1 protein-coding gene and 2 other annotated features (1 of these 3 running past the window's edge) are annotated in these 1,403 nt (G+C 53.4%); the gene reads right to left on the reverse strand.

From position 1 onward, the window contains the following. Window positions 1-362: a sequence feature (mutual gap in cmsearch alignment for this rRNA model is longer than 100), on the reverse strand (it extends 798 nt beyond the left edge of the window). A gap of 1 nt (window position 363) precedes the next feature. Next, window positions 364-1,090 (reverse strand) — a sequence feature (23S ribosomal RNA rRNA prediction is too short). Between the two features lie 110 nt (window positions 1,091-1,200). Next, window positions 1,201-1,344, reverse strand: a complete 144-nt coding sequence (locus tag TCEL_RS13940; RefSeq protein ID WP_198010692.1) for a hypothetical protein — start codon at window positions 1,342-1,344, stop codon at window positions 1,201-1,203. Window positions 1,345-1,403: the final 59 nt, after the last annotated feature.

Genomic DNA, 1,403 nt, shown 5'->3' on the forward strand with positions numbered 1-1,403 from the left:
CTTTCGTCACTGCTCGACTTGTCAGTCTCACAGTTAGGCTCCCTTCTGCCTTTGCACTCTACGCGCGATTTCCAACCGCACTGAGGGAACCTTTGGGCGCCTCCGTTACTCTTTAGGAGGCGACCGCCCCAGTCAAACTGCCCGCCTAACAATGTCCCGTGACCAGCTTCATGGCCTCCGGTTAGAGCTTCAGTATCATCAGGGTGGTATCCCAACGGCGGCTCCATAGCGCCTGGCGACGCTACTTCTCAGCCTCCCACCTATCCTGTACAGACAATACCGAAACTCAATGCTAAGCTGCAGTAAAGCTCTACGGGGTCTTTCCGTCCAATCGCGGGTAACAAGCATCTTCACTTGTACTACAATTTCGCCGGGTCCCTTGTCGAGACAGCGCCCAGGTCGTTACGCCATTCGTGCGGGTCGGAACTTACCCGACAAGGAATTTCGCTACCTTAGGACCGTTATAGTTACGGCCGCCGTTTACTGGGGCTTCGGTTCAAAGCTTCGCTTGCGCTAACTTTTCCCCTTAACCTTCCAGCACCGGGCAGGCGTCAGCCCCTATACATCGTCTTTCGACTTAGCAGAGACCTGTGTTTTTGCTAAACAGTCGCCTGGGCCTATTCTCTGCGGCCTACCTTTCGGTAGGCACCCCTTCTCCCGAAGTTACGGGGTCAATTTGCCGAGTTCCTTAACAAGGGTTCTCCCGCTCGCCTTAGGATTCTCTCCTCACCTACCTGTGTCGGTTTGCGGTACGGGCACCAGCATCCTCGATAGAGGCTTTTCTCGGCAGTGTGAAATCAGCTGCTTCGCCTTACGGCTCCCCATCAGCACTCAGCTTATCCTCCCGGATTTGCCTAAGAGGCATACCTTGTGCTTTGGACACACATATCCAGCAGTGTGCTCAGCCTATCCTCCTGCGTCCCCCCATCTCTCAAACGGCTGCTGGTGGTATCGGAATATCAACCGATTGTCCATCACCTACGCCTTTCGGCCTCGGCTTAGGTCCCGACTAACCCTCAGCGGACGAGCCTTCCTGAGGAAACCTTAGGTTTTCGGCGAATAGGATTCTCACCTATTTCTCGCTACTTATGCCAGCATTCTCACTTCTTAGCAGTCCACCAGTCCTCACGGTCTGACTTCAACCCGCTAAGAAAGCTCCCCTACCATTTGGTACCGTTGCTATCGCCTACATGGCATGTTTTAGCTTGTTGTATCTAATGCTGCTCCTTCGCTTCGCTGCGTAGCAGCATAAAGATGTCCTCTCTTTTCTGTCCTCTCTACCATATAAGCATTAGCAACGGTACCAAATCCATAGCTTCGGTGGCATGTTTGAGCCCCGGACATCTTCGGCKCAGGACCTCTCGACCAGTGAGCTATTACGCACTCTTTAAATGAATGGCTGC

It is taken from the genome of Thermobrachium celere DSM 8682 (assembly GCF_000430995.1).
Taxonomy (GTDB): Bacteria; Bacillota; Clostridia; order Clostridiales; family Caloramatoraceae; genus Thermobrachium; species Thermobrachium celere.